This is a genomic window from Polyangiaceae bacterium, from assembly GCA_020633235.1.
Lineage (GTDB): Bacteria > Myxococcota_A > Polyangia > Polyangiales > Polyangiaceae > JACKEA01.
This window is the reverse complement of the sequence record JACKEA010000005.1, coordinates 830,381-849,616: the sequence shown is the minus strand read 5'-3', so window position 1 is coordinate 849,616 and position 19,236 is coordinate 830,381. Positions and strand designations below refer to the sequence as shown.

Here is a 19,236-nt window from a genome sequence, read left to right as displayed (position 1 = left end):
TGGGCGCGATTGGGCTCGCCCTTCAGCAACCCGCGTGCCGGGCAGATTTCCGGGGTTTTCGTCCTGCGGTTGTGGCGCCCCCAACCCAAGTCGCGACTTGTCTGGGGCTTGGTCGCCGCATCGGGCTATGCTGGCCGCGATCTCATGCGCCTGACGCGGACGACGAATCGGATGTCGGTGGCGGAGGCCACCCACGGCTGCCGCCTGCGGGTCATCCACGGCGCCGATGCGGGGCTGGAGATCGAGATCCCGGGAGCCGGGGTGGTGGTGGGCGCCGAGCCCGCCGCGGATGTCGTGCTGCAAGACGCCGCTGTTTCTCGACGGCACTGCACCATCGTGCCGCGCGCCGAGGGCTTCGACGTCACCGATCTGGGGTCGCGCAACGGCACCCTGGTGGACGGCGTGGCGATCCAGAAAGCGACCGTTCCCGTGGGGGCGGTGCTGCGTGTGGGGTCGAGCCTGCTGGAGCTGGTCCCCGCGGAAGAATGCGTGCTGATCCCGCCCAGCGAGCGCGGCTCCTTCGGTGCTCTGGTCGGATCCAGCGTCGCGATGCGGCAAATCTACGCGGTGCTCGAGCGGGCCAGCGCTTCGAACGCACCCATCTTACTGCTCGGGGAGAGCGGGACCGGCAAGGAGCTCGCCGCCCGCGCGGTGCACGACCACAGTCCGCGTAAGGACCAGGCCTTCGTGGTGTTCGACTGCGGCGCGTCCAGCGAAACGCTGATCGAGAGCGACCTCTTCGGGCACGTCAAAGGCGCCTTCACCGGCGCTCACGCCGATCGCCCCGGCGCCTTCGAGCTGGCGCATGGCGGCACGCTGTTCCTGGACGAGATCGGCGATCTGCCGCTGGCCCTGCAGCCGAAGCTGCTCCGTCTGCTCGAAACGGGAGAGGTGACGCGGCTCGGGGGGCGTCGACCGGAGCGCTTCGATGTGCGGGTGGTGGCCGCGACCCATCGAAACTTGGAAGAGGAAGTGAGCCGCGGCACCTTCCGTGGCGACCTCTTCTATCGCCTGGCCGTGGTGGAGGTGCACCTGCCACCCCTGCGGCAGCGCCTCGAGGACGTGGAGGAGCTGGTGCGGGTGTTCTTGGCGCGCGAGGGGCGTCCCGAGCAGGATCTCGCCAGCGAGAACCTCAACCGGCTCTTGCGCTACAACTTCCCCGGCAACGTCCGGGAGCTCCGTAACATCATCGCGCGCGCGGTGGCGCTGAGCCCGCCTGGAGCTCCGTTCGCCGAGCTGCCCATCTTGCTCAGCGGCGCCACGTCGAAGCGCGACACGGACGTGGTTGCGCGAGCGGATCGACCGTTTCAAGAAGCGAAGAGCGAGCTCATCCTACGCTTCGAGCGCGACTACCTGAAAGACCTGCTGCTGCGTGCGGGCGACAACGTGTCACAGGCCGCGCGCATCTCCGGCATCGAGCGCAAGCACCTGTATCGCTTGCTCGAGCGTGCGGGCATGAGTCGTAAGGATTCCTGAAACGGGCGCCCTGGGGGGATTCATGCAATACTTCCGTGGTTGCGCTTCAAGTTCCTGAAAGTAGCTGGCTTGTCGGTGGTCATGGTGGCCGCCGGAGTGGCGCTTCGAGGGGGCTTCGAGGCGGCCCGGGCCCGATCCGACACGCTCGCGCCGGAGCCGCCGCGGCCGGTGCAGCGGCCCGCGCTCCGCATCGTGGCGCCGCCACCGCGGCAGGATGACGCCCGGTCCGAGCCCGCGCCGATCCGGCAGCTACCGGTGAGCGGAGATCTACCGGCGTTCGTGGCGCCGGGCGCCCCGGGCGCGACCGTCGTGTACCTCCACGGCTTCTGCGGGGACCCACGACGCATCGACGAATGGGCGCCGACGGCCCAGCGCCACGCCACGGTGGTCGCCATCTACGGCGACGCGCCCTGTCGCAACCGCCCGGGGCGCTATCGCTTCACGGCGGACATGAAGTACCTCGACTACCGCATCCGCCGCGCTCTCGGCAGCGTGGGGAAGGGACTGGGCCCCATCGTGCTGGTCGGCTACTCCGAGGGCGCGCAGCGCGCAGAGGACTTGGCGTGGGTGTATCCCGATCGCTATCGGCGCGTCGCGCTGATGAGCGGGCCGGCCACACCGAGCTTCCTGAAGCTGCGGGGGGCGGCGCGGGTGGCGGTGACGCGCGGTGGCCGCGAGTACCGCCGCAACTACCGAATCAGTGCCGAACAGATCGAGCGCGGCGGTGTGGAGGCGCGCTACTTCGAGCTGCCAAAGGCGGCGCACGGGGAGTTCGGCCCCGACGCGCCGCGGGTGATGGGGACGTTGTTTGACTGGCTGCTTGCTTCCGCGGCGGATCGACAAAATCCAACAGAACTAGAAAATGATGCGTTCTGAAGGAAATTTGTCCTACAGTGTGCGTTTTTGTATGTGCGTGGGCGAGGAGGTGCGCTAGACCCCGCTCCATGACGAGCAGGGAGCTGGGGATTTGTGGGGGATTGGCTCGAATCAGCGTGGTGTCGCTGCTGTTTGCCTGCGGCGCCTGCGCCAACGCGGTGGGGATGGACGACACCGGGGCTCAGCCTCCGGCGAACGAGCCGGGCTATCAGGCGGCGCCGCCGCCGGTGCTCGGCAATCAAGGCGACGACTCCACGGGCATGCCCGAGACTTCCGGCAGCGGGGGCGCGGCGGGCGCGGGGGGTGAGGCCGGCGCAGCAGGAGCCGGCGGGCAGGGCGGCGCGCCCACCGTTGGGCTGTCCGCGTACTACGACTTCGAGACGAACAGCGGCGCGGTGAGCGACGAGTCGGGCCACGGCAACGACGGCATGGCCCTCGGCAGCGGCGTGGCCTTCGTCAGCGGCAAGAACGGAAAGGGCGCCAGCTTCTCCGGCGGCGACGGCCGCATCGTGATCCCCGCCAATGCTTCCCTCGACTTTTCGTCGGCGGCGACCATCGAGCTGTGGGTGCGGCTGAGCGGCGTTTCGAGCGGAACCATCCTGAGCCGCGGCATTGGCAGCGGTGACAGCCAGGTTCGGATCAAGACCAACCTGGGCAACATCCAGGTGGTGTTCTCCCGCGCCAGTCAGGCCTCGGCGATCTTGACCAGCGACTACGACGTCATCGGTAGCGGTTGGTCCCACGTGGCCGTCGTCAACGATGGCTCGGAGCTGTCGCTGTACGTGAACGGAAAGCTCTCGAGCTCGGTGGCGGGCGGCGCCCTCGGGCCGCTGGTGTCGAATCTTCACATTGGCAAGAGCGAGGGTCCCGAGCCGGCGTTCAATGGCGTGGTGGACGAGGTCAAGTGGTGGACCGTCGCTCGCACGGTGGACGAGATCTGCATCGACGCCGGCGGCACCTACGCCGAGGCGACAGGTTGCAGTCTGTGACGCATCACCAGAACCGCAGCTGAACGGTGCCGGGATCCAGCGTGCCCGGTACCGTGGGCGGTGCCGTTTCGTCGTCCGGTTTGAACAGCAAGTAGGCGCCCACGCCGAGGCCCGCCGCGAGGGCGGCACCGCCGACGAACCAGGGCCAAGCGATGCCGTCGTCCTTGGCTGCGGCCGGGGGTGGAGCGATGGGCTCGAGGGCGATGTTCGTGCTGGTGAGCTGATCGTCCTGCACGATGATGTCGCCCTGGTAGGGGCGCTTGCCCTTACCGGTCACCGAGAGGGTGTGGACGCCGCTGTCGAGCTTTCCCTGCCAGGTGTTCTTGCCCACCACCTTGCCATCGATGGCGATGGTGTCGCCTACGCCCGCGAGCACGCGCACGCGGCCTTCGTGGACGATGGCTTCGAGCTTCAGCTTGATGGTGACTTCCTCGCCGCCGGGAAGATCTTGCTTCACGCTGGCGTCCTTGAAGCCCGTCTTGGTCGCCTTGATGGTGCGACGGCCCATGTCCACCAGGACGGGATCCGCAATGGGCGTCTGGCCCACGTCGTCCGCGTCCACCGTCACGGTGGCCCCGGGCTCGTTCACGTCGAAGCGGACCTTGGTCACGAACTCCGATACCGTCTGAATCAGCCGCTCGGCGTCGGCGCGGTCCTCGTCGGAAATGGTATCCCCGCCCTCCGCCAGGTAGCGTTCGAGGGCGCGGATCACCTTGGAGTAGTGGCGCAGGTTCTTCTCCGCGGCGGCGACGTTCCACAGCAGTCGTGCGTCCTTGCTGAGGTCGTAGGCACGCTCGAACTTCAACTTCGCGCCGGCGTAGTCGCCGTCTTGGTACAGGATGCGGCCCGCCTCGTACTCGCTCTTGGCGTCCCCGGTGAGGGACTCCGCGAGCGGCGCTGGCGTGGCGGCCTCCTCCGCCTTGGCGGCGGGCGGGTCCTTCTTCGGCTGCGCGAGCAAGGTGGGTGTCGCCAGCGAGGTGCACAGAACGAGGGCCAGGGCGGCGTGGGGCTTGAACATGGAGAGCTCTACTTGAGACCGATATCCAAAGGGTTCTTCGGAGGAGGGGGCTGCGTCGGGGGCGGAGCGGGGGTGGCGGTGGGCTTGGGGGCAGGTTTGGGCGCCGCGATTTTGGGCTTGGGAGCGCTCTCGACCGCGGGGGCGCCGGCTTCCTCCTCCACGGCCGGGGCGACGCTGGGGGTGGGGGCCGCGCTGGGAGTGGGCTCGGGAGCGGGGGTCGGCGCTGCGGTCACGACCGTGGCGCTGGGCTCGGGGGTAGCTGGCGGGGTGGAGCGCGAGACCACGACCGCGACGCCGATGCCGCCCAGGGCGAGGATGCCGGCGAGCGCCAGCCAGATGAAGGCTCGGGGTTTCGAATCCGCTTCCGGCGCGGTCTCCGCCCATGCGGTCTTGGTGCGGCTGGGACCTTCCAAGCGCGTTTCGGCGACGCTGACGGGGATCTCGATGTCGATCTCCGAAGCAATGCCCGCGCGCGTGAGTACGTTGCGCGCGCGCTCCACCAGCTGCCGAGAGCGGCGCGGGGCGAAGGGCATCAGAGCGGCCGCGAGGTCGGCGACGCTAGCGTAGCGATCCGTCGCTTCCTTGGCGAGGCAGCGAGCGACGACTGCCTCGAGGGCTTCGGGTACCTCCGGGCGAAGCTCGCGCAAGGGGCGAGGCGGCGCGCTCAGGATCGATGCGCACAGCTCCGGGAAGCTGTTGCCCGTGAACGGTGTCGCACCGGCGAGCAGCTCGAACAAAATGGCTCCGAGGGCCCACACGTCGGTGCGGAGGTCCACGTCCTTGGCGGAGCGCATCTGCTCTGGAGACATGTACAGCGGCGAGCCCATGGCCGTGCTGGTGCGGGTGAGACCTGCCTCGCTCACCTCGGGTAGGGTCATCTTGGAGATCCCGAAGTCGAGCACCTTCACCACGGCGGCCCCATCCGAGCGCTGGGTGAGGAAAAGATTCGCCGGCTTCAGGTCGCGATGGATGATGCCCGCGGCGTGGGCTTCGGCCATCGCGTCGCAGGCTTGGATCACGTAGTCCACTGCGTCCTCGATGGACAGCACTCCGCTGCGCTCGCTGAGGTCGTGGCCCTCGAGGTATTCCATCACCATGTACGGCGCACCGCTCTCCAGGCGCCCCACGTCGATGACGCGAGCCACGTGCTCGCTCTTGATGCGTACTGCGGCGCGCGCTTCGCGCACGAAGCGCGCCGCGGCTTCTTCGCTCTCGAGGGCTTCCTCGCGCAGGAACTTCACCGCGACCTTGTCGCGCAGCTCCAGATGCGTCGCGGCGACCACCACGCCCATGCCGCCGGCACCGAGCACGCGTTCCACTCGGTACTTTCCGGCGAGCACGTCGCCGGGGCCGACGGGTGGCATCGAATCGCGATCGGTCATGGGGGGCTCAGCAGGGGGCGCCGGCCAGGGGAGTGCCGTCGGGATTGAACGGCGGGCTGCAGTAGCCGACCCACTTCGGGTCGTATACCCCCTTCAAGTATTGCGGGAACTCCGTGCACTGGAAGCTCGGGTTGGCGCACGTGGTTTGGCAGTCGCAGAGCTCCACGCAGAAGCCCCCGGCGCCAATGGTCTGGTTATTGGGATCCGCGGCCCACGCGCAGGCCACGTTGCCCGGCAAGCTCGCGCCATCCCAGCCGCAGCCGATGCTGCCCAGGCTGCAGAGCCCGCTGCAGGAGACCAAGGTCTGCTGGGTGCCGGGATCCACGAAGGGCTTGCAGGCGCCCTCGCAGGTGGTGCTGGTGCCTCCGTCGCCCGTGCACTCGGTCCCCAGGGTTCCGGTGTCCCCCGTGGGCTGAGTGGGCGTGCACAAGCCGCTGCCCAAGTCGCAGAAGCTCGTTCCGCAGTTGGTGCTGGCGCTGCACACCGGCTGACAGGTGTTGACCATCGTTCCGGTTGCGGAGTCCTTCAGGCTGAGGCACGCGACGTCCGTGCGACCGCTACATTGGACCCCAGCGTCGTCCGCCGTGCACGACTCGAGGCACACCTTGCCGCCGTTGGTGGCGGGGTTCAGATCCACGCACACCGAGCCGGTCTTGTACTTGCCGCACACGGTCGCGTCGCCGTCGCAGGAAGCGGTGCACACCCCGCCCGTCACGCCGAAGCCGTCCAAGGTCGTGTCGCTGGGCTTGATGCAGCTGAGGCTGCCGCACTCGGCGTCGCTGCTGCAGGTGCGGCCGAGCTCCGGCGCAGGTAGGATCACGACCTGGCCGTCGTTGGCGTCCTCGGAGGCTTCGGGTTGGGCGTCGACGGGGGCATCGCCGCCGGCATCCGTGTGCACCAGCGTCGCGTCCGGCGCGCCGGCATCGAAGCTCCCGGGCAAGCTCGTGACGCTGGACCAGGGGCCGCAGGTGGGGATGCCGCTGGTCTTGGCGGGGCAAGCGGAGGTGACCGCGACGCCCAGCGCGTCCTGCTTTGCGAGCTTGGTGCACACCGACTTCGGCAGCTTCGCGCGGCCGTTTTCTATGGTGTAGCCGGACCACGAGTCTTGCGTCAGCGCCACCATGCAGGTGGAGGAGCTGCAGATGCCCAAGTTGCCGAGGGGCAGCACCAGGCCGACGTTGGTCGTCTCGTCCGTGGCGCCGGAGGGCAGCGCCACGCTACAGTCCGAGGTGTCCACCGGAGTCTGATAGCCCTGGGAGAAACAAGTGAGCACGTCTAGACAGGTGCCACCGGCGCCGGGACCCGATGCTCCGCCGAACACGTTCTTGCCCGTGTATGTCTGCAGGCTGCTGGAATCGACGTGGCTGTCCTTGCAGTCCCCCGCGACGCAGGTTGCATCCGCGCCGCAGTTGTCGTCCACGTCCTCGCCGCTGCCAGTGACCTGATCCCAACACAGCCACTCGACCGGCATGTGCAGCGTGGCGATGCGATCTCCGGGAACGGTGGTGGTGATCTTCTGCACCACGTGGGCTTCCGAATCGCGATAGGCGATGAGCTTGATGGTGACGGGATCACTGGCGCGCTCCCCCGCGATGATGGCCAAGGTGGCGGGCAGCTTGGCTTGGTCGGGTCCCAGCGTGTAGCTGGCGTCGTGGCGCACCAAGCCGAGCTGGGTGACCTGGATCCGGATGGAGGTCACGTCCTTCGGGATCTCCATGTCCGTCTGGAAGGCGACCATGAGCTGTCCCTTGGCCGGGGGCTTGTCGCTCGAGCACCCGGTGGTGACGAGCCAAGGCAAGGTGACGGCGAAGGTGCTGGCGAGCAGCCAGGCGGGTGCTCTCGGCTTGCGTTTCATCAAAGCTGCTCCTCGGATCCCACCGTTATACCTGACGCGGGCAGGTGAGGCAGTTTCGCTGCCGGCAGAATCCGGGGAAAGTGGAGCTTGGGACTTGATCGGGGGCTGCGAGAGCGGTACCCATCGCGGCGAGCACCCACACAGACCTACATGTGGGGAGGGAGATTCGAATGACCAAGACTTACTGGTTCGGCGCGTTGGCGCTGCTCGCGATCGGTTGCTCTGCGGCGACGGACGGTCCCCCAGCGCCGGACGAGGGCGTGTCCCAGTCGGAACGTCGCGACCTGCATCTGGGCAAGGGACCCCCACCGGGGAGCTGCCAAGCCCAATGGGGCTCGAAGAAATACTGTGGGGGCAAGAGCAAGAACGGGTCTTGTTGGTGCGACGCGGCCTGCGTCACGTACGGCGACTGCTGTGCGGACAAGAAGGCGGTGTGTGAGCCCACTTCCACGACTTGCGGCGGTTTCGCGAACCTGCCGTGCCCCGATGGCAAGGTGTGCGTGGACGATCCGAACGACGGCTGCGATCCGAACAACGGTGGCGCCGACTGCGGTGGCATTTGCGTGGACGACGTCCCCGTGGGCGGCGAGTGCGCAGCGGACTTGTGCGGCCCAGCGCCCGGCATGCCCACGAAGCTGTGCCCCGACGGCAAGAACGTTGCCGGTCCGACGGGCAAGTGCTTGAAGAACGACGATGGCACTTGCGGCTGGGAGATCGCCGAGTGCCCGCCGAGCGGCGCGTTCTGCGGCGGCTTCGCGGGCATCCAATGCCCGGCAGGGCAGGAGTGCGTGGACGTGCCCGGCGATGGCTGCGACCCGAAGAACGGCGGCGCGGACTGCGGCGGAATGTGTGTGGACGCACCCCCGGCGACCAACAGCTGCGCGGGGCACTGCGGCGGCGTGAGCGCGGACAAGAGCTGCTACTGCGACAGCGTCTGCAAGTACTACGGCGACTGCTGCGACGACTACGCCGCACAGTGCACGACCCGCGTGCCCGCCACCGGCGCTTGCGTGAAGAACAGCAACGACAGCTGCACCACCGACGCGGACTGCGTGGGCGGCGGATGCGGCGGTGAGCTTTGCTATAACCCCGCCGTCTCGTCGGGGATCAGCACCTGCGAGTGCACCCAGCCCATGAACGTGGGCGGCTGCGGCTGCGTTCAGGGCAAGTGCACCTGGTATCAGTGAGTGGCGCGAGTCGCGGTCGTCGGTGCCGCGCTGATTGAAGCCGGGCGCTGCCTCGTGGCGCAGCGCTCGGCGACGATGAGCGCGCCGTTGGCCTGGGAGTTTCCGGGTGGCAAGGTAGCTCCGGGCGAGAGCCCGGAGCGCGCGCTGGCGCGCGAGCTGGCCGAGGAGCTCGGCATCGACGCCCGTATCGGCGAGTGGATCGGTCGCGGTGAGACGGCGTCGGTGGTGCTGGACGTGTACCTTGCCGAACGGGTCGACGGCGTGCCGGAAGCGCGCGAGCACGCCGAGCTCCGCTGGCTCGGCCCCGACGAGCTGTCCGAGCTCGCCTGGGCCGAGGCCGACGTTCCCATCGTCGCCGCCGTCGCGTCGCGTCTAGCGGCTGGTGGGTAGCGTGCTCGCGGAGCACGCCTGGCTGGGATCCGCGCCCTTCTGCAGCGTGCTGCCGATCAGCGCCCCGGCGGCAAAGTAGGTGCCGCTGTCGGAGTCCGGCAGGATGTCGTAGGTGCGGGAGTGGGGGTAGGGCACCAAGGTGACGCTCCGGATGCCGACGCCGTCCAGCGCCTCGCCGGCTCGCAGCTCGCCGAAGCGGCGGCCATCGGCCGTGGGGTGTCCGGGGCTGATGTCCAGAGTGCGCCCGCCGTCGAGCACGACGTGCATCACGTGGTGTGAGCGTGCCGGCTGGCTGTGGATGGCGCGGATGGGCACCGCCACCGTGGCGCCGTGGTCGACGCTGTAGACCAGGTCCCCGACGCGGAGCTCGGCGATGGCGCGTTCACCGCTTGGCGTGGCGATGGGCGTATCGGGCGACGTGCACACGCAGGTCTTGCAACCCAGGGGGCAGCTCCCTTCGGCAGTGGGCTTCGTGCACGCGACGCCAGTGACCACCGGCCCCGGAACGTCGCAGCAGATGTCGCCCGCGGCGCAGCAGTTCCCCCCGCAGCAAAGCGCGACGCCGGGGCACTGAGTGCCGCTATCGCAGGGCGGGTTCGGTTTGCAGGTGCCGTTATCGCAGAATGGGTTCTGCCCCGTACACGCCTTGCCACAGGCGCCGCAGTTCTTGAAGTCGTTGGTGGTATTGACGCACTGGTCGCCACAGCAGGTCCACTCGCAGTTCGTGCTGTCGCAGCTCGCAGTTCCGCCTGCGGCTCCTGCGCTGCCTGCCGTGCCGCTGCTGCCTGACATGCCGCCGCTGCCCGCGGTGCCCCCGCCGGTACCGGCCAGGCCGCCGCTGCCCGCGGTGCCCGCCGTGGCTCCAGAGCCACCGCTGCCTGCCGACCCTGCGCTGCCGCCGCTCCCGGCGTCCTTACCAGCGGTGCCACCGCTCCCCGACGAGTCGTCACTCCCGCAGCCCGCGGCCAGCACTGCCATCACCATCACCCAGCGTCGCATCATCATCGTTCCTCCCGAACCCGAGTGTGCCTCATCCGAGGCGGCAAGCAGAGCCATGTCCGAAAGTGTTCAACACCGCTACGGCTTGACGATGTCTCGGCTGAACAGAACCTTGCCCGTCTCGTCGATGAGCTCGCCGTGGAACTTCTTGCCTTCGATCACGACATACAAGAAGCCGATGTGCGCCGCCTGGAAGTAGCTCGGGTTCGAACCCGGCAAGTCGGTATTGGAGGCGCCCCCGCCAGATACGATCAACTCCGTGCCGTTGCACGTCGGCGTGAGCCACTGGAGGCTGTGGTCGTGGCCGCAGATGTAGACGTCGGCCTTGCCGCACACGGTGGTTTCCAACAGGTCCTTCACCCCCGCGCCGTTGGCGCCGGGAATGAAGGGCAGGTTGTCGTAGCTGCCGGCGTTGCCGTGGGGCCCATTGGATTTGTAGGGGTGGTGGCCGAACGCGATCTTCCACGTGGCTGTGGATGCCGCGATCCAGTTGCTGACGTCCGTCTTCTGTTGGCCCACGAGGCCGAACATCGCTGCGTTGGTGTCCAGACCGAAGAAGTCCACGCTGGCTGCGGGGTGCTTGTAGTACTTCGCCGGGAGGGTCCACTTGTTGGAGACCTGGCTGTAGGCCACCTGGACGTCTGCCTTGGGAAGCTCGTAGCCCAGGCCATTGCCGCCGTAGTCGTGATTGCCGAGCACGACCCAGAAGGGGAGGGTGATGTTGGCGTAGGGCTCTTCGAACTTGGTTTGCCACTGGGCGTCCGTCGTGGAGCTCACGCCGCTGTCGTAGATGTTGTCGCCCAGGAGCTGGACGAAGTCGCAGCCCTCCGCGTCGCACTTGTTCTTGATCGCAGCGGCGACTTGCTTCTGGCCGTCGTTGCCCTTGCCGGTGTCCCCGATGGCCGCGAAGCGTAGACTCTGGCCTGGCACACCGCCACCGCCTGCCGCACCGCCGCCGCCTGCTGCACCGCCGCTGCCCGCTGCACCGCCGCTACCCGCCGCGCCGCCGCTGCCCGCCGCGCCGCCGCTGCCTGCCGCACCGCCGCTGCCTGCCGCACCGCCGCTGCCTGCTGCACCGGCGCTACCTGCCGCACCGCCGCTGGCGCTGCCTGCCGCGCCGCCGCTAGAGGCGCCACCACTGCCCCCGGCGCTCGTCGTCGGATCCTCCCCGGAAGAAGAGCAGGCGGAAATCCATCCCGCGAAGCACACCAGTGACACGCCGGCCCAACCCGCAATTGCACCACGCATGCGCGGACCATACGCGCGAGCTCGGGGTCGCGCAATCAGAGGACGGAGAGCGGCGCAGCGCGGTCCTGGGACAGCTGTGCCGTGCTCTCCCTCAGCCGCTGGGTGAGCATGCGGATCACGCCCTCTGCGATCTCCACTTGCTCGTGGAGGATCTCGTAGAACTCTTCACTACCGATGCGCAGCAGCTCGACCTCGCCCTCGGCGGCGGCGGACGCGCTGCGCGGAGCGCTGTCGAGCACCGCCATCTCGCCGAAGGCCTCTCCCGGACCCAGCTCGGCGATCTTCTCGCTGCCCGTCACGATCGCGACGCGACCGCGGACGATCACGAACAGCGAGTCGCCCACCTCTCCCTCCTCGAACACCCGTTCGCCGTCCGCGTACACTTCTTCCGACGCCACGCGGGCCAAAGGAGCGAGATCCTCTCCCGCCACCTTCTCGAACACTGGGGCGCTCTTCAGGATCAGGATCTTCTCGACCGTCGAGTGCATGGTTGCCTCCGAGTTTCCATCCAGCTCGGCCAGGAGCGCCTGAGCGTGGTGACGTAGGGTCGGGTCATGATCGTCGAGCAGGCGTTCCAGCGCGACGCGCGCGCGGTCCGGCTCTGCAGCAGCCAGCGCCCGCAGGGCGCCTTCGCGGACGAGGGGCTCCGGGCGCGAAAGGCCCTTCTGCGCGAGCTCGGCGGCGAGAGCTGGCAGGTGCTTGCCCAGGCTGTCGTATACCACCAGCGCGACGTAAGGGTTCGGGTGCTCCGTCTCTTCGCGAGCGAACTCCTCGACGCTGAGCGCCTTCGGCGCGAAGCCGCCGGCGCGGGTCAAGCGCTCCGGAACGGAGATGTCGTCGAAGAACGGCATCACCATCGGCCGCATGCGCGGGTCGAGAAGCGCGTCGAGCACCTCCACGGCGTTGGCGTGGCGGCGCGGGTCGCCGATGCGATCGCGCACCAGGCGCAACGCCGGCCGCTCGAAGCGAAGCTCGAGGGCGCGCAGCACGCGCTTGATCGCGCGCTGGTGCCGGAAGCTCATTTCCTCGTCCAGGAGCGGAGTGCTCAGCGTCTCTCGCGCCGACTCCCAGGCCGCCAGGTTGCGGTAGCCTCGGCGGATCTCGCTCTCCAACAGGCCGAGCACCCAGTCCTTCGGTTCCGGCGGTAGGGCCAGCGCTTCGCGGAGGGCGGCGAGGGCGGCGAAGATCCGCAGCCTCAGGTGGCTGTCCTCGACGTCGACTTGGGCACGCAACCGCGCGTAGCATTCGGGCGCGACGATGCGCCTCAGGATGCGCGGAATCAGCAGACGTACCGGCCGCGGCGCGTTCGAGTCGGACAAGGTGTCCGCCAACAGATCGACACAGGGCGACCCGATGGCGACGAGGGCGCCGGCGGCGCGCACGCGACACGCCGGATCCGCGAGCTGAGCCACGAGATCCGGGGCCAGGCGCGGGTCGGCCACGCCGGCACAGGCCTTGAGGGCGGCGCGCCGCACGGAGGGATCCTCGTCATTGAGCAGGTTTCGCAGCGGTCGAAAAGCGTCGTTCGACAGCTCCGCCAGCACCCGGGCCGCCTCGACACGAGCGGTCGCGCTCCCCGCCAACAGCTCGCCGAGGCGCTTGCCCGCGGCAATCTGTCCATCCACGCCCCCGCGCCGCGACAGGCCCGAGAGCGCCGCCACGCGCACGTCCGTGTGAGGTGAGTCGATCAGCTCGACCAGCACGTCGACCACTTCGTCGCCGCGCAGATCCGCCAGCGCGCGCGCCGCGGCGGCCCGCACCGTGGGCTCGGGATCGCGGATCGCCCTGGCGGCCACGTCGGCGGCGGCGTCCGGCTGCGAGCAGGCCAGGGCCAAGGCCTTCTTCCGTACCTCCGGGTGGGGGTGCGCCAAGAGTCCGCTGAGCGCTCGGGACAGCTCGGGCGGATTGTCCGCTTCGAGCTGCTCGAGGGCCGTCAATATTTGTCGTGGTGTTCCCGCCTTCAAGACGTCGAACAAGGCCTGGCGCCCCGCTGCGTCGAGCAGGAACTCGGAGTCCGACTCGAGGGAACCGTAGGTGCTCAGGGTCGACTTGAGCGCGGCGAGGTACCGTCGCCGCACCAGCGGGATGACGGCGAGCCAAGCTGTGACCACGACGGCGGTCACGTAGGAAAGCTGACCCACGTCGAGGCGGGTGGCGAGCAGGATCAGCACCAGACCCCCGGCGCCGTAGGAGCAGGGCTTCACCACCGCGTCCAACAGGGCGCGGGTCTTCGCCTTGGCCTGCGCCGGGAAGGGCACGTACAGCGCCTGCAGGGTGGTGTCGTGAATGGTGTACTGGAAGCCGTTGTCCGCGAACTTCATCACGCTGGCCACGGGCAGCGTGGTCAGGAACGGCAGCGTGATGCTCGCAAGGCCAAACACTCCCGGCATCACCCCCATGCCCCAAGCGACGCCCAGGCGCCGCAGCACGCGCGGCGTGACGAACAGTTGGAACAGGAAGGAAACGATGCCGGTGACGGCGTAGAACAGGCTGAAGAACTCCGCGAGTCTGTCTTCTTGGTAGGTGGCGCGGGCGATCACCTTGAACTGATAGTCGCCCACCGTCAGCGCCGTGAACGTGAGCAGCAGGAAGGCCGCCAGCGCCTGAACGTAGGGATCCCTCGCTACCGACGGCGACCTCTGCGGGTGGCGAGACGGCGCCCGTACCGGCTCCACCTTCTTCTCGCGTCGCAGAGCGAAGGCCAGGGCGCCGATGGCCGCCATCAATGCCGCCAGCACGAACAGGAGCTGCTCGGTGCCGATGGCGCGCACCACGATTCCCGTCGTGGTGCCGATCACCACCGTGCCGAGCACCCGCGCCGAGCCGATGAGTCCGAACAGCCGCTTGGCGCTGCGGGGATCGTTGAGATCGTTGGCCAGGGTCCAGAACTGCACGATGAACAGGTTCGCCGCCACCTCGGACCAAACGTAGAACACCGGGTAAATCCAGCTTTGCCCGAGGCGCACCAGAGCCCAGACGCCCACGTAGCTGCCGATTCCGATGGCCACGGAGGCGCCGATCATCACGTGACGGGGAACCCGGTCCGCGTAGCGGCCGTACACGATGGCCGTCACCGCCGACGCGGCGCCGTACAGTACGAACATCCACGGCAACGCGCTGATCGGATATCGACTCAGAAACAGGGTGTCGCGGACAGTGCGGCCGAGGATGAACACCGCCGACGCCATCAGCAGATACAGAAACAGGAGCAGCGTGCGGCGCCCCTCGCCGGGGCGTATGGAAAGCACCGAGAGCCAGCGTTCGAGAGCGGACTCCTTGGTCATCGCGTCAGCTCACGGGCTCGGGCTCCGTGCCGAGGAGCAGGTCCACGACGTAGGGATGATCGGTCGCTCCGGCGAGCTCGGCCAGCGCCACGGCGATGTGCTCCCGGCTGGCATGCTCCGGAATGCCCACGATCGCCCAGCGCGCGTCCGGCCCGCCGGCGAGATCGCGCCCGCGCTCCACGCGTAGCTCACGGGCGCCCCGATAGATGGCCACCGTCATGCGCCGGGGCGCGAGCTTCGACAGGGCCCAGCGGGCGAAGGCCAATCGGTCGAACTTCTTGCCGCCGCGGTCGTCGAGGCGGCGCTCCTCTTCGAGCACGGCATGGTGGCCATCGAGCACACGCACGGTTCAATCCTGCCCGACGGTGCTCAGATCGTCCACTGGTCGTGGATGATGGCGAGGATCCGGAAATGATCCCCGTCGCGCCGGAACACCACGCGCACGCTCTGCCAATCCATGCCCTCGTACTTCGGGTCGCTGCCCGCGTGGTGAAACTCCACGAAGGAGGCGTCGGGAAACACCTGCTTCAAGTTGCTCGGTGTGTTTCCGGAGCCAATCGTGGAGTCGACGGCTCGCTGGGCGTGCTCGAGATCCGGGATGCGGACGAACTTGTCGAAGTACTCCGCGAAGGTCATGACGATCGGCTCGCCCGAGCCATCGTAGGCCCCGAACTTCCTCAGCGTGGGATCCGTCAGGGCTCCTCGAAGCTCGTTCGGCGTGAGCACCACGGTGGGCTCCGGCGCGATGAACGCGTAGGGATCGAAGCGGATGCCCCCCGGCGCCGCATATCGGGCCAGGGTGGCGACGTCCCGCGTCTCGAGCGCGGTCCGAACCGTGGCCAAGAAGCGTTCGAGCGTCTCGGCGGGCTTCTTTGCGGGAGCTGTGACGGAGCTCGCCGCCGGGGGCACCATCACGGCCGGGGGCGGCGCTTCCTCAGCCCCTCGGGAGCGGCTGCACGCGCCCGCCAGGAGCACCATCGCGTAGACCAGCGGCTTCACGGGGCACAGCGTAAGACAAGCCAACGACTTTGACACCTCGGCCCGCCGCTGCGTACGCTGCCACCGCTCATGCGTCGTGCGTTCGCTCTCGGATCCGTCGCGGTCATCGCCGCCGTTCTGGCCGGCTTGCCCCTGGGTCTCGCTTCCGCCGCGCCGGCCGACCGGGCCCTCGACGTGGGCCTCGGAGCGCCCGCCGCCAGCATCGCCTACGGCTCGACGTCCCGCATGTTGGCGGCCGAGCGCGCCCTCGAGAAGCGCCGCGCCGCCTTGAAGGCCCACGTCCACGACATGCCGGATCTCACGCAGACGGATCCCGAGCTGGGGCTGCCCGGGGGCGGTGGCTCCTACTGTGGGCCGGTCGCGGTCTCCAACTCCCTCATGTGGCTCTCGGAGCACGGCTACCAAGGGCTCGCGCCCGCCGGTGACGACGACCACGCGCGCCAGCTCGAGCTGGTGCGTCGCCTCGGCTCCCGCCGCTACATGGCCACCGGAGCCAACAGCGGAACCGGCGCCGCCGCCGTGCTCGAAGGCCTTGCTCGCTACATGAAGGACGCGGGCTTCGGTTTTCATCGACTTCAGTACCAGGGCTGGCGCGCGCACCCCGCGAAGTACTCCGGCAACGACAAGATCGCGCAGATCGGCTTCATCCGAGAAGCTCTCGAGAGCGGCGGCGTGGCGTGGCTCAACGTGGGCTGGTATCAGCCGAGCCCCCGCGGCGGGGTGTGGCGTCGCCACGGCGGTCACTGGCTCACGGTGGTGGGCATGGACGTGGACGCCGGCGGAAATCCCGCGCCCGGCGTGCTCGCGATCCACGACCCCGCGCCCTGGTCCGGCGACACGTTGGTGACGCATTTTGCACGCTTCCGTCCCATTGGCGACGGCTGGCTCTCGACCGAAGCGGGGCCGTTCCGCGCCGACGGCTATCAGGCCCTCGACGGGATCCTGGTGAAGCACGACGGCGACGTGGCCATCGTCGATGGTGCCGTCGTGCTCGTGCCGTGACCGCGGCGCCCCGACAAGACCTCGCTACCGAATTCTTGGATGTCGCCGCGGCGCGGAAACGCCACTGACGAACGGCAGTGGAGGGCGCGCTGCGGGGTGGCTCGCGGGGGCGCTTGGGGTAGGCTCCCAGCATGTCTCGCTGGCTTCGGATCTCGACTGCGACCCTCTTCGGCATCGGTCTCGGCCTCTTGGCCCTGGCGTGCGGTGGCCCCAGCGAAGGGTCCGGCTGCGCCGCGGAAGAATGGAGCGGCGTGTGCACTCTCCGTTCCGTCACCAAGATCCGCGAGGCGGAGTTCCCGGCACCCCACGTCGTGATGGAGGTGATCTACACGCCGCAGGAAAACCCGGAGCACTCGACCTTCACGCCGCCGGAGCTGCGGGACGAGGTCACGGTGATGGCCAGCCAGGAACAAGCGCTGCGCGATCACCTGGAGCACAGCATGCCCGCGGCGTGTCACCTCCAGGCGCCGCCGCCCGGAACCTGCGTTCCGGGCAAGCTGGTCGTGTCGGTGCCGCCCTTCGATGCCTCGCGGACCGCGAGCACGGCGCCGGCGGGGCCCGTGGGCTGTCAGAAGATCGAGTCTTCGGCCACACAAGACACGGTGCGCGGTGACCTGGGCGGGACCAGCACCATGCCGGAGTACTTCGAGTTCGAAGCCAACTCGGCGGAGCTCGGCGCCAACGCAGAGCCGCTGGTGCAGGGCATTGCGGCGCGGATGAAGGCGAATCCCACGCTGGAGTGCGTGGCGGTCATCGGCCAGGTCTCTCCTGGGGAGCAAATTGGACTGGCGGACTCGCGTGCACGCGCGGTGAAGGATCGCATTGCCGCCGCCGGCGTGGATCCCCACCGCATGGTGGTGATCTCGCTGACGCAATCCGTGTTCGGCTCGGGCACGGCGGCCAAGCCCGCGGATGCCAAGCTGCGGCGCGTGTCGGTGCGGGTGATCCTGGGCGGCGCGCAGTAGCTCAACCCGGCGCGCGGAGCAGCCGGCGGAACGTCAGGCTCAGCCGCTCGCCGACGGGGCGCGTCGTCTTGGGTATTCCGTGGCGATGCGAGGCTTGAGTCCCGGCGTGCATGACCAGCAGCGTGCCGCTCTCGAGCTCCACGCTCAGGGGTGGGTGCTTGCGGTTCCGTGGGCGCAGCACGAAGCGGCGGGTGGCGCCCAGCGATAGCGAAGCGACCACGGGGTCCGGGCCCAGCTCGGGCTCGTCGTCGGCGTGCAGGCCCATGCCGTCGTTGCCGTCACGGTAGCGGTTGACCAGCACGTGGTTGAACTCGGTGCCGGTTTCCCGGACCACCCGGGCGAGCACCTCGGCGAGCGCCCCCGGTGCGGCGCGGGGCTCCAGGGTCTGGCCGCTGTAGCGGTAACCGAGCTCTCCGCACCAGGCGATGAGCCGAGGTTGCGACACGCGGCGGCCGAAGAGTACGACGTCCCGCTGCTCCCAACGGAGCTGTCGCACCAGATCGCGCTGGAGACGCTCGGCGGCTTCGGTGCACAGCCAATCGGGGTCGACGCTCACGCGGGCGGTGCCGCCAAGGTCCAGCATGCGGGTAGTCATTCGGCGCGCTTCGACTATGCCGCCGGCCGTCGAGCTGGTCTATGTTCCGCGCGATGAGCCAGAAGTCCCAGAGCTCCTTGCCGCTGATCGTTGCGCTCGCGCTGGTCGTGGTCGTCGTCGGGGCGCTGGTGCTTCGGCAGCGCCTCGCGCCCGAGCGCCACTCGGCGGAGGGCGCAACGTCCGCGGAGCCGGTATCCGGCGTACACGCTGGCGTCGTGCAGGCGCTGGAGCAAGGCCACCATCGAGCGGACGGCCAGAAGGTGCGAGCGGCCTGTGCCAGCGCGCCGGAGAGCTGCCCGTGTCGCACCGAGGCCGCCCACCGGGCTCTCGATCGTGGGCTCGGCAAGGAGGCGCTCGCTGTGATCCAGGGCGCCGACGGCGCGTGTCGTGCGTCCCTCGCCGGGGAAGAAGCCGAAGCGCTGGCGCGGGCCGGCCAAGCGGCTGCTGCCGACACGGCCGCGGCCGCGGTCCTGAGCAAGGACGCGAGCAACGGCTACGCCAGCTACGCCCTGGCCGAGGCGGCGTACAAGCGCGGCCAAGCCGATCAAGCCGAGGCCATGGCTCGGCAGGCCGTCGGTCGCGGTCGCGGTGCTCCAGCGCACTTGTTGCTCGGCCTGATCGCGTTCCGAAAGAAGGATCTCGCGACGGCGAAGACCGAGTTCGAGGCCATGCTCGGTGCGGATCCGAAGGACGTCGACGCCCTCTTCAATCTCGGCGTGGTCGCCGGGGCACAGAACCAGTATCGCGAAGCGCGAGAGAAGTACTTGGAGGTGCTGCGAGTGGAGCCCGAGCACGCCGACGCCCGCTTCAACCTGGCGCTCCTGACACACTCCGTGGGCGCTGGCGACGAAGCAAGGCACCACCTCGAGAAGCTCGAAGAGCTCCTCGGGCCCAGCGACGACCGCGTGGTGCGGCTCAAGGGCATCTTGGGCGTGACTCAAGCGGCCCCGGGGGCTTCCGGCGCTCCCTGA

At 68.9% G+C, this 19,236-nt stretch carries 17 protein-coding genes; 8 read left to right on the top strand and 9 right to left on the bottom strand.

What is annotated here, in order from left to right:
• Window positions 1-144 precede the first annotated feature (144 nt).
• The 3 genes from H6717_29640 (at window position 145) to H6717_29630 (ending at window position 3,341) form a co-directional block, all read left to right on the top strand.
• Window positions 145-1,476 (top strand): sigma 54-interacting transcriptional regulator, encoded by a 1,332-nt coding sequence (locus tag H6717_29640; GenBank protein ID MCB9581229.1) that lies wholly within the window; start codon window positions 145-147, stop codon window positions 1,474-1,476.
• 39 nt (window positions 1,477-1,515) lie between these two features.
• Window positions 1,516-2,352, top strand: a complete 837-nt coding sequence (locus H6717_29635; protein MCB9581228.1) for an alpha/beta hydrolase — start codon at window positions 1,516-1,518, stop codon at window positions 2,350-2,352.
• A 68-nt stretch (window positions 2,353-2,420) separates the two neighbouring features.
• Window positions 2,421-3,341: a LamG domain-containing protein gene (locus tag H6717_29630; protein MCB9581227.1), complete on the top strand. Its 921-nt coding sequence runs from the start codon at window positions 2,421-2,423 to the stop codon at window positions 3,339-3,341.
• 4 nt (window positions 3,342-3,345) lie between these two features.
• Here H6717_29630 and H6717_29625 read toward each other — a convergent pair whose 3' ends face one another.
• From H6717_29625 to H6717_29615, 3 genes are read right to left on the bottom strand one after another with little or no spacing between them, the layout of a single operon-like run.
• Window positions 3,346-4,359, bottom strand: a complete 1,014-nt coding sequence (locus H6717_29625) for a PEGA domain-containing protein (protein MCB9581226.1) — start codon at window positions 4,357-4,359, stop codon at window positions 3,346-3,348.
• Between the two features lie 8 nt (window positions 4,360-4,367).
• Window positions 4,368-5,723 (bottom strand): serine/threonine protein kinase, encoded by a 1,356-nt coding sequence (locus H6717_29620; GenBank protein ID MCB9581225.1) that lies wholly within the window; start codon window positions 5,721-5,723, stop codon window positions 4,368-4,370.
• Between the two features lie 25 nt (window positions 5,724-5,748).
• Window positions 5,749-7,596 (bottom strand): hypothetical protein, encoded by a 1,848-nt coding sequence (locus tag H6717_29615; GenBank protein ID MCB9581224.1) that lies wholly within the window; start codon window positions 7,594-7,596, stop codon window positions 5,749-5,751.
• A gap of 170 nt (window positions 7,597-7,766) precedes the next feature.
• Here H6717_29615 and H6717_29610 point away from each other — a divergent pair, with 170 nt between their 5' ends.
• Together H6717_29610 and H6717_29605 are read left to right on the top strand one after the other, a co-directional pair.
• Window positions 7,767-8,783, top strand: a complete 1,017-nt coding sequence (locus tag H6717_29610; GenBank protein ID MCB9581223.1) for a hypothetical protein — start codon at window positions 7,767-7,769, stop codon at window positions 8,781-8,783.
• Window positions 8,784-9,173 carry a (deoxy)nucleoside triphosphate pyrophosphohydrolase gene (locus tag H6717_29605; protein MCB9581222.1) on the top strand — a complete coding sequence of 130 codons (390 nt, stop codon included), beginning with the start codon at window positions 8,784-8,786 and terminating at the stop codon, window positions 9,171-9,173.
• Here the strand turns inward: H6717_29605 and H6717_29600 are convergent.
• From H6717_29600 to H6717_29580, 5 genes are all read right to left on the bottom strand, one after another.
• Window positions 9,156-10,175, bottom strand: coding sequence for a Hint domain-containing protein (locus H6717_29600; protein MCB9581221.1), 1,020 nt, complete (start codon window positions 10,173-10,175; stop codon window positions 9,156-9,158). The genes H6717_29605 and H6717_29600 overlap by 18 nt on opposite strands.
• Before the next feature lie 75 nt (window positions 10,176-10,250).
• Window positions 10,251-11,420: a metallophosphoesterase gene (locus H6717_29595; GenBank protein MCB9581220.1), complete on the bottom strand. Its 1,170-nt coding sequence runs from the start codon at window positions 11,418-11,420 to the stop codon at window positions 10,251-10,253.
• Between the two features lie 35 nt (window positions 11,421-11,455).
• Window positions 11,456-14,704 (bottom strand): MFS transporter, encoded by a 3,249-nt coding sequence (locus H6717_29590; protein ID MCB9581219.1) that lies wholly within the window; start codon window positions 14,702-14,704, stop codon window positions 11,456-11,458.
• A gap of 4 nt (window positions 14,705-14,708) precedes the next feature.
• Window positions 14,709-15,050 (bottom strand): hypothetical protein, encoded by a 342-nt coding sequence (locus H6717_29585; protein ID MCB9581218.1) that lies wholly within the window; start codon window positions 15,048-15,050, stop codon window positions 14,709-14,711.
• Window positions 15,051-15,073: 23 nt separating this feature from the next.
• Window positions 15,074-15,703, bottom strand: a complete 630-nt coding sequence (locus H6717_29580) for a hypothetical protein (protein ID MCB9581217.1) — start codon at window positions 15,701-15,703, stop codon at window positions 15,074-15,076.
• Window positions 15,704-15,772: 69 nt separating this feature from the next.
• Here H6717_29580 and H6717_29575 point away from each other — a divergent pair, with 69 nt between their 5' ends.
• Together H6717_29575 and H6717_29570 are read left to right on the top strand one after the other, a co-directional pair.
• Window positions 15,773-16,705 (top strand): hypothetical protein, encoded by a 933-nt coding sequence (locus H6717_29575; GenBank protein MCB9581216.1) that lies wholly within the window; start codon window positions 15,773-15,775, stop codon window positions 16,703-16,705.
• Between the two features lie 131 nt (window positions 16,706-16,836).
• Window positions 16,837-17,670 (top strand): hypothetical protein, encoded by an 834-nt coding sequence (locus H6717_29570; protein ID MCB9581215.1) that lies wholly within the window; start codon window positions 16,837-16,839, stop codon window positions 17,668-17,670.
• 1 nt (window position 17,671) lies between these two features.
• Here the strand turns inward: H6717_29570 and H6717_29565 are convergent, their stop codons facing one another.
• On the bottom strand, window positions 17,672-18,253 hold the full coding sequence (locus H6717_29565; protein MCB9581214.1) for an alpha-ketoglutarate-dependent dioxygenase AlkB: 582 nt from the start codon (window positions 18,251-18,253) through the stop codon (window positions 17,672-17,674).
• Between the two features lie 65 nt (window positions 18,254-18,318).
• Here H6717_29565 and H6717_29560 point away from each other — a divergent pair, with 65 nt between their 5' ends.
• Window positions 18,319-19,236 (top strand): tetratricopeptide repeat protein, encoded by a 918-nt coding sequence (locus H6717_29560; protein ID MCB9581213.1) that lies wholly within the window; start codon window positions 18,319-18,321, stop codon window positions 19,234-19,236.